Origin of the sequence: Archaeoglobus sp. (assembly GCF_017656475.1) — an archaeon.
Classification (GTDB): domain Archaea; phylum Halobacteriota; class Archaeoglobi; order Archaeoglobales; family Archaeoglobaceae; genus Archaeoglobus.
In genome coordinates this window covers 1-9,071 of the sequence record NZ_JACDNT010000053.1, presented here as the reverse complement: position 1 = coordinate 9,071, position 9,071 = coordinate 1, and the positions used below count along the sequence as shown (strand labels likewise).

6 protein-coding genes and 1 pseudogene are annotated in these 9,071 nt (G+C 37.6%); 5 read left to right on the top strand and 2 right to left on the bottom strand.

The features are described from left to right. The first annotated feature begins 218 nt into the window (after positions 1-218). Entirely contained in the window at positions 219-1,409 is a 1,191-nt protein-coding gene (locus H0Z19_RS10820; RefSeq protein WP_290726522.1) for a glycosyltransferase family 4 protein, read from the top strand. A 52-nt stretch (positions 1,410-1,461) separates the two neighbouring features. Here the strand turns inward: H0Z19_RS10820 and H0Z19_RS10815 are convergent, their stop codons facing one another. Next, a complete protein-coding gene (locus H0Z19_RS10815) occupies positions 1,462-2,538 on the bottom strand; it encodes a glycosyltransferase family 2 protein (protein ID WP_290726520.1) in 1,077 nt (358 codons plus the stop codon). Between the two features lie 504 nt (positions 2,539-3,042). Between H0Z19_RS10815 and H0Z19_RS10810 the strand changes: the two genes are divergently transcribed. From H0Z19_RS10810 to H0Z19_RS10800, 3 genes are all read left to right on the top strand, one after another. After that, on the top strand, positions 3,043-4,380 hold the full coding sequence (locus tag H0Z19_RS10810) for a glycosyltransferase family 4 protein (RefSeq protein WP_290726519.1): 1,338 nt from the start codon (positions 3,043-3,045) through the stop codon (positions 4,378-4,380). 164 nt (positions 4,381-4,544) lie between these two features. Further along, positions 4,545-5,285 (top strand): class I SAM-dependent methyltransferase, encoded by a 741-nt coding sequence (locus H0Z19_RS10805; protein ID WP_290726516.1) that lies wholly within the window; start codon positions 4,545-4,547, stop codon positions 5,283-5,285. 1 nt (position 5,286) lies between these two features. Beyond that, positions 5,287-6,861 carry an alkaline phosphatase family protein gene (locus H0Z19_RS10800; RefSeq protein ID WP_290726514.1) on the top strand — a complete coding sequence of 525 codons (1,575 nt, stop codon included), beginning with the start codon at positions 5,287-5,289 and terminating at the stop codon, positions 6,859-6,861. Between the two features lie 46 nt (positions 6,862-6,907). Here the strand turns inward: H0Z19_RS10800 and H0Z19_RS10795 are convergent, their stop codons facing one another. Beyond that, on the bottom strand, positions 6,908-8,449 hold the full coding sequence (locus tag H0Z19_RS10795) for a flippase (RefSeq protein ID WP_290726512.1): 1,542 nt from the start codon (positions 8,447-8,449) through the stop codon (positions 6,908-6,910). A 42-nt stretch (positions 8,450-8,491) separates the two neighbouring features. Between H0Z19_RS10795 and H0Z19_RS10790 the strand changes: the two are divergent. Beyond that, positions 8,492-8,851: pseudogene (locus H0Z19_RS10790) on the top strand (SIS domain-containing protein); the annotation flags it as partial. Positions 8,852-9,071: the final 220 nt, after the last annotated feature.

Sequence of the window (9,071 nt, the reverse complement as noted above, 5' to 3'; positions counted from 1 at the left end):
TGATAGATTGAAGCACAATTATTTATATGGTTACATGCTTATTCGGACACCCCCAATATAAGAAACGAAAATACTACAGAGCTCTTATAGCGAGGAAAAGTAAGTCTTAAATTAAAAAATAACTTTTGTCTTGGAAGGTTTGGAAGGGTTTCAACTTAGCGAAGTATTTTTAAAGGCTTAAAAACTCCCTTTTAATAATTTCAGCATCTTGCAAGACGGTGAAATACTGCAAGAATGGTGACATACAAATGAGCAAGGTTAAATTTCAACAAAATAAAAATCCGAGAGTATTAATTCTGTCCTTTGGACACAGAGGAGGAATGTTTCATTATACACTACATTTTGCTAGCGCTATTCAGCAATACTTACCTGATGCAGTTCTTATAGTTCGAAAACCAGAAAGAGATGACCTTATTATCGGTGAGTTTATTGCCAAGTTCAAGACCTTTCCTATGTTTGACTTACTTACAAGTCCAACCCCTTTCCACTTCATATGGCGCGTCTTGTACAACACTATCTCTCTAATTCGCTCTATTAAGGAAATTAAGTCTGGAAACCGTTTTGACGTCATTTTTGTACCCGCTCCTGGCTATCTATCATGGATCTTGCCGCTTGTATTCAGCGGAAAAATTGTAACAGTCATTCACGATCCAGAACCACATTTAGGAGAAAGAAATTTTTATAATAATCTGATTTTAAGATTATCTCTTATGTTCTCCGATGCCTTAATAACTCACGGCAACACTCTTAGAAAAGAACTTTTTGACAAAGGCATAAGGAAGAGAGTGTTTGTGATCCCACATGGAATATATAAGAGGTTTCCCAAGATTACAAACACGAGTGAGATAAAACCAAAGTCCGAATATAATTTGCTTTTCTTTGGTAGAATTGTCGATTATAAGGGATTGGACGTCCTCTTAAAGAGCCTCGATGATGTTAAAAGAAAAATATCAAACATTAAGCTGAGAATTTCTGGCAAAGGAAATATAGAAAAATATCGAGAACTACTAAATCCTGTTAAGGATTCAGTCATTATTGAGAATAAGTTCATTCCGGACAAAGACATTCCATCCCTTTTTCTATGGGCAGACATTGTCGTCCTACCTTACAAGGAGGGTACACAGAGTGGGGTTTTAACTCTCGCCTATTCCTTCAAGAAACCTGTGATTACAACCTCAGTTGGAGCAATTCCTGAAGTTGTTGATCATGGGAAAACGGGAATCACCATCGAACCGAGTGACCCAGTTCAACTTTCAGAATCAATTGTATACCTTCTCGAAAATCCAAAAATTGCAAAAAAAATATCTTATTTAGGTTACAAAAAAGGACAAAAATCTCTCAGCTGGGAAAGGATTGGAAGGAGATTATATTCTATTGTAGAGGAATTTTCGAAGGGCGTTAAGTGTTGAGAAAGTACAATCAATCAAACTTGGACACACAAATTTTTTAAATTTTTTACTATTAAATTTCCTTTAATCTTCTTATTCCAGCAACAATCCTATCAAACTCCCCTTTGGCAAGATGTTTTAAGAAATAAAATCCAAGTTTTGATAAATTACGTTGCATAAATAATAAAAAAGGTATTAAAAATATTATCGGGGGTAAATGTTTTTTAAACAATCTGTAATAGTGTTTATAATATAAAAACCCTCTCTGCTTTATTATAGCCTGTTTCACTTCTTTATAAAGATCAAGCTTTTTAGCACTTGCACCTTTCTTGTGCCAAATCTTTGAAGTTGGTACATACAATATTTTAAAACCCGCCTTCTTTGCTCGAGTATTAAAATCGTATTCCTCAACTCCAAAAAAGAAATATGGGTCGAGAAATCCAAGGGTCTCGAATAGTTCTCTCCTAAATAATGCAGAGGTAGACCAAACAAAATCTCTTTCTTCCACTCTAGAATCACCGTTATCTGGAATCCAGCCAACATCTTTTATCCATCCGACCCACCAGTAAATATATCCTCCCGCATTCTGGATTAGATTGGGATTATAGTAATCCAAGACTTTGGAACCAGCAATGCCAACTTTGGGGTCTTTCTCCATGACCTTCACAAGCTCATTGAGCCAGCTCTTATCAACTGCGACATCATTATTAAGGAGGAGAATGTACTTGAATTCTTTTTTGGGGTCTTTGTTAAGTATGTACCTTATTCCTATATTGTTTCCCTCGGCATAACCGTAGTTTTCGTCATTTTTAATTATTATTAGTTTCTTGTTAGAGGGGATGTTTTTGAGCTTACTCTCGTACTCAGGAAGTCCACCTCGCTCTGCATCCTCTTTCGTGTACTCTACAACATATATAGGTTTGTTTGAAGGGTCGTATTTTACGTAGGGAGATTTAACTTCAATTTGGCCGTCTGCATATTCTTTTATTTTCTCTATCGAGCCATCCATTGAAGCGTTGTCCACTACAACGATCTCATAGTTGGAGTAAGTGCTCTGATATATAGACTCTAGGGCTTCTATCGTGTCCTCCCAAGTATTCCAATTGAGAGTTATTATAGCGACCTTCGGATTATTATTTTTGGGATTCATAAATAAGGCTTAACAGAAGGAATTTTAAATCTAACTGCTGCAAAAAATCGGGAGCAATTATGCTCAGGTGTTCTACCCTATAGTCAAAAAGCCCAGAAAAATAAACTGGGTAAGGGAAATAAAAGAGAGGGAAAACGCATATTCATGAACTTGTGAAATTTGAATAAAATAAAGCACTTATGGGACTTAATGTTCTTGGAAACACCTATCTAAACCGAAAATTGGAGGAATATTGGTTGAAGTTTAACACTCACGACTTCGCTGGATCATAAGACCATGCCCCCTAATTCGAGAGGGGATAACACATTCGTTCCATATTGCTGAAAATAAGTTCAAATCGTTAGGGGATATAATGGGGGACGTTCTAGCCAAGTTTACTAGCCAAGTTTACCATAGTATAATGCCGGATGAGTTGGAAGTACTACCCCTAACCCATTACAAAACTAATAAATACAAAATAAAGTTTTTAAGCATGGCATATGGTAAAATAGAAAGGGAAAAGCGATGAAAATACTCCAAGTTGTTCACGGCTTTCCTCCAAAGAGCAAAGCGGGAACGGAAATTTTAACATATAATTTATCAAAAGAATTGGCAAAGAATCATGAAGTTCATGTATTTTATCCAAGTTACTCAAATAGAAAAACTTCCAAAATTGTTTCATTTAGGAGGGAAGGTGTTGTACATCACGAACTTATAAAGACAAGCGACCTATATACTAAGGTACTAAAGTTACTATCTTTTAATCCAAATTATGTATCACATGGTGACGAAAAGATTGAAAAAACCTTTGAACGAATTCTAGATGAAGTAAACCCAGATATAGTCCATTTCCAGCATCTAATTGGCTTGTCCATAAACCTACCGTTAATAGCAAAAGAGTACTCCCCCATAGTGCTAACTTTAAATGACTTTTGGTTAGTATGTCCCACCACTCATTTTCTAGATGCAAACCGAAATATTTGTACACATTTCTCTCCAGAGAAATGTTCGAAATGTGTCTCTAAAGTATTATTGGATGCAGGTTTTAAAAAGTTAGGATGGTCTCAGCCAAATGAGAACATCTTAGTTAAAGTTTTAGGGGAGATTTATGGGCTTTACGGGAAAAATAAAATCAAGAAAAGAGTATCCTCCATAAAAAAAATCATTTCGGCCTCTGATACAATAATTGCACCATCTAGAACTATACTGCATAAATTTATTGAAAATGGATTTATTGGAAATCGTGAATTGAAAAAATTAACACTCTTACATCATGGCATAGATATGAGTAATTTAATAAAAACTAAAAAAGCCTCTTCTAATAAAATCAGGTTTGGATTTGTAGGATATATGACAGAGCGTAAAGGTACACATATTTTAATACGAGCATTTAACGAATTAAAAAACACTAATGCCGAGCTAAGACTATATGGCACAATCAATTTAAATAACAGTTATCATAGATTTGTAATTAATGAAATTAAAAAAATTAAAAATCACAATCAAAATATCAAAATTATGGGTTCATTTAATGATATTAGGGAGCCATATTCCAATATTGATGTCTTAGTTGTTCCTTCTATTACTTACGAGGGTTTTGGGTTAGTCGTTCAAGAAGCTTTTGCTACGCGCACTCCTGTAATAGCTTCAGATATAGGTGCTCTAAATGAGTTTGTTAGACATATGGAGAATGGTTTATTGTTTAGAGTTGGAGATCCTCATGACTTAACCAAAAATATGAAGATGGTTCTTAAGGATCTTAGTTTAATAGAAAAATTTAGGGCCAACATAAAACCCCCGAAGAGTATAGAAGAGTATGCGAGAGAAGTCGAGAAAGTATATCAAGCACTCATCCAAAAGTAATAATTCCGTAATTTCTTTCCGTCGAAAATATAGAATCTCTACATGCTTAGTTATTGATTGAGACTATTTTTATAGAGGTAATTTTTAGAGGAAGTAATTTTTATAAACTTGATGTAACCAACTCTCAGATAGAGTCACTCAAAACAACTCAAGGAGGCAAGTAAATGGGATCCAATAAAAAGAATGCCTTAGGAGATTATTATGATATAAAATTCAAAAAAGAGTATTATGGAAAAGAAGCTGTTTTTTTAAGTTCAGATCCAAACCATTATCACCAGAAGATATTGAAGATTATAGAAGAATTAAGCCAAGATAAACCACTTAGAATCCTAGATGTAGGATGTGCTACAGGTTATCTTGGAGCAGCAACTAAGAAAGGTAAAAATTACGTCTGCGGTGTTGAAATTTCAAAAGAAGCTGCTAAAGAAGCAAAAAATAAATTGGATGATGTCGTTGTTGGCAACATTGAAGAGATAGAGCTCCCATATCCAAAAGAATATTTTGATGTAATAATTTGTTCTGACGTAGTAGAACACCTTTTTAATCCAAAAGAAACTCTAATCAAATTAAGAAGTTATCTTAAACCTAATGGGAAGTTGCTAATGGTAGTCCCAAATGTTGCATGGTACAGGGTAAGGTTAATGCTTCTCACAGGAAAGTGGGAATATAAAGAACATGGAATTATGGATTATGGACATATAAGGTGGTTTACTAAAGAGAGTGGAGTTAGATTGCTTAAAGAATCTGGATATGATGTAGAAGAAATCATACCGTATATAGTACTACCATCACCATTAAGCTTTGTAGACCACATTTTCATGAAACTCTTATCAAAAGTTAGTAGTAAATTCTTTGATACTATATTCTCCCAAGCATTTTTATATGTTGGAAGAAAAGGTGAGTAACATGACAAAAGAAATCAAAGTTCTGGTTATAGGATTAGATGGGGCAACTTGGGATCTAATCAGGCCATGGGTTGAAGAGGGAAAGTTATCAACGTTCAAAAAGCTAATGGAAAGTGGAGTTTGGGGGAAGTTGGAATCCACTATACCTCCTTGGACCATTCCTGCTTGGGAATCCATGAGTACAGGAAAAAGCCCAAAAAAACTAGGGTTTGCTACCTTTATGGTGAAGGATGGTTACAGATTTGTTCCCCACATCTTCAAGCACAAGCGACAAAGAATGGTGTGGGATGTGATTTCTGATGCTGGCCATAATGTTGTTGTGGTCAACTTACCGAATGTCTATGTAGCTCAAAAAATTAATGGGTGTATGGTTGCTGGATGGCTTTGTTTAGATAAGAATCGTATTTCATACCCTCCTGATCTGATTGACGAACTAAATGAGTGTTGTAATGGATACGAGATAGATATCTTTGATGTTGATTTTGAAAGAGGTCGAATAACTAGTGGTCCTAGAGAGAATGAATATCTAAAACGCTGTGAAAAATTATTAGAAAAACATTTCTTAGCTTTTATGTATCTACTGGAAAAATATGAGTGGGATTTCGGATTTATAGTGTTTGTAACCACTGATAGAATTCAACATAAATACTGGGATGGTGAGATTTTACTTGAGCACTACAAGAAGATAGACAAAAAACTGGAAAATTTAATAGGTGTGACTGGTAATGAAACTATCGTTTTTTTAGTTTCTGATCATGGATTTGGACCCAGACAATTTCAGTTTAACGTGAATGAGTGGTTAATAAAAGAAGGTTATCTAAAGTTAAAACAGAGCCAATACGAACATAAATGGTTATCTCTTGTAAAATTTCTGAAGAAAACTGGATTAATTATATTGGCAAGGAAAATTTTAAATGTTCTCCCTTCAAACGTATCCAAATCAATAAAGAAAAAAGTGTCACTTATAAAATTTGAAGACCTAGATATAGATTGGAGTAATACCAAAGCTTTTGCATACGGTGTTTTTGGTGACATATGGCTTAATGTTAAAGGAAGAGAACCCGCAGGAGTGTTGGATCAAAAAGAGTATGATAAAATTAGAGATGAGATAATCCAGAAATTAAAGGATCTAAAACCAAATGTACAAGTCTTTAAAAAGGAAGAAGTATACTCAGAGGCAAGGATTGATGACAATCTACCAGATTTGTTAATTTTGCCAACAAATGATGGCATACAAACAATCACTCCGAATGTTGGGTATGGAAGTATATTTACAAAAACAGATGGTGGAGATCATAGGCTAAATGGCATCTTCCTAGCTTATGGCCCTGGGATCAAAAAAGGTCAAAGGATTGATGCAAAAATCTATGACATAGCTCCAACAATCCTCCACATCTTTGGTCTACCGATTCCAAACGACATGGACGGAGGAGTTTTAACGGAGATTTTCGAAGAAGATTCAGAATTCGCCAAAAGAAAGCCAGAATACGTTGATCCGAGCTACTATGAGGAAAAGCGGGAAGGTGAAAAGCTCAAGAAAGCAATCAAAAACCTCAAATTGAAAGGAAAAATCTAAATTACCGGTTTAAACGATTTGAAAGCTCCTAATAATTTAGGCTCGTTCAAACAAACCTCCTCAAAATCCTCTTAACCCACGATAAATCCAAGCCCAACCTTTCCTCAATCGCTAGCATGATCATTATGTCCTCCCTGTCAAAGCTTCTCGTCAGGAGGAGTGAGAGGAAGTAAATGCTCAAAAAGGCTACAAACAGCAAAACCAGCGCTAAACTGCCTATGTGTAAGCTAAAAGCCTTTGAAATTAAGTAGACCAGTGCGGCCGTTGCCAGTGATGCTAAGCAGGGCTTGACGTAGTTTCTCGTGAACGGGTGTATTCCGTAATCCATGTAAAGCTTGGCAGACGTCAGCGCATTCCCGGTGGTGTAGGTTAAAGCTGACGCAACGGCAGCTCCGGTGATCCCGTATAAGGGTATCAGAACCAGATTCAAAGCGAAGTTTGTAATTGCCGCAATGCTGCTTGCGAGAGTCGGAAATCTCACGTTCCCGGTTGCAATTAGCGTCATACCGTTGGGCCCGAGCATGACGTGGGTGAAGAAGCCCAAAGCGAGAATCTGGAGTGCATGAGCTGCTGGAATGTAAGCTTCACCGTAAAGTAGCCAGAGGACTGCTTCGGGGAAGAAGAATAGAACGAGGAAAACTGGCAGAGATGTGGACATCAGCCATTTGGTTATAACAGCGTAAGTTCTCCCCATCTCTTTTATCTGGCTTCTCGCGTATAGCTGAGAGATTATTGGGAAGTAGATGAATATCACTGAAGCAAGGAAGTTCTGCATGGCTCCTGCAAGAGACCTCGCTCCGCTGTAAAGGCCGACATCTGATGAAGCGAGAAAGTAGCCAATCATGAGCGTGTCTGTCCAGGTTATGATCATCCCGAGTACGGACTGAAAGAGAAGTGGTAGGGAGAAGAGGACGAGGATTCTGATGTATTTGGATGTGTTCTCAGATGTCTTAAACTCCACAAATCTGAAGGTGTAAGCGAGGAGAACAATGCCCGGAATGATGTAGGAGAGAACGTAAACGGAAACAACCCAGTAAAAGGAGAGGGTGAGGATAACCACCACCACAATTAACGCAACCCTCAAGACGTTCGGCAGCAAATCGCTGAAAACTACCTTGACATCCACCCTCTCGTACACCTGAAAAACCGATACAAGCGTTGCGCTCAACACTGCTGCCGGAACAGCAAATGAGAACATTCTGAGTATCCACGAAACGCCGGGCATTCCGAAGAATTCTGCAATCAGATCTGATGAGACGAAAAGTCCGGTGGCCGCAACCAGACTTGCCACAACAGATATAAGCAATCCGGCCCTGAATATCGCTATCGCCCTCTCACGCTCACCCCTGCCAAAAAAATAAGCTGCCTGCCTTGTTAAACCCGCTGGTAAGCCGAGATTTGCAAGACTGCATGCAATCGTGAATACTGTAATGGAGAACGACAGCAAACCGAACTCGGCAGGGGTGAGGTACCTTATTACAATAATTCTCCCGATAAAGGCGATAAATAGGCCGAGCACCGAACCAATTAAGAATATGGCCGCACCCTTTACGACTCTTCTCAGGGAATCTCCCACGATATCGTCCACGTCCAGAGTTTTGTTGTGGTTTTATAAACTCTTGCCTCTGGATCTCTTATTCACGCTGAAGCCTATCCTGCAGGCGAGCTGAAACACGGCCCCTTCGCGCTTTTGGGTAAAAACACGCCCGTAATTGCTCTGCTTATCTCCGATGAGACATATGAGATCATGCTAAACAACATTAAAGAGGTTAAAGCCAGAGAATCTCTGGTTGTGGCAGTTGCAGATGAAGACGACGCAGAAGTTGAGAAATACGTGGACTTCGTTATTAGGGCGCCAAAAACAGATTCTGTGTTTACAGCAATAACTTACTCTGTTGCATTGCAGCTACTTGCCTACTACACAGCAAGGAAAAGGGGTTGTGAGATAGATAAGCCGAGAAATCTTGCTAAGAGTGTGACTGTTGAATGATAACTTGGTTTGTAAGCAACTACTTAAATTAAAAAGTATTAGAAGATTGTAAGCCGATCATCGTTGTTATCATGAGCGTGGATTAAAACTAAGTTAAGTCAAAAACGCTAAAACTAACTGCCCTCGTCAAGACGTTAGTCGGGTTAGGCGGTGATTTTCTGGATAAGATTATGGTTTTGAGCAAAACTATTTATACCAAAAATAACAGACCAGCTGCATG

Excerpts from the sequence above, each read along its gene's own strand:
- H0Z19_RS10815 (WP_290726520.1), bottom strand. The coding sequence starts at position 2,538 with ATGAATCCCAAAAATAATAATCCGAAGGTCGCTATAATAACTCTCAAT.
- H0Z19_RS10800 (WP_290726514.1), top strand. The coding sequence starts at position 5,287 with ATGACAAAAGAAATCAAAGTTCTGGTTATAGGATTAGATGGGGCAACT.
- H0Z19_RS10805 (WP_290726516.1), top strand. The coding sequence starts at position 4,545 with ATGGGATCCAATAAAAAGAATGCCTTAGGAGATTATTATGATATAAAA.
- H0Z19_RS10810 (WP_290726519.1), top strand. The coding sequence starts at position 3,043 with ATGAAAATACTCCAAGTTGTTCACGGCTTTCCTCCAAAGAGCAAAGCG.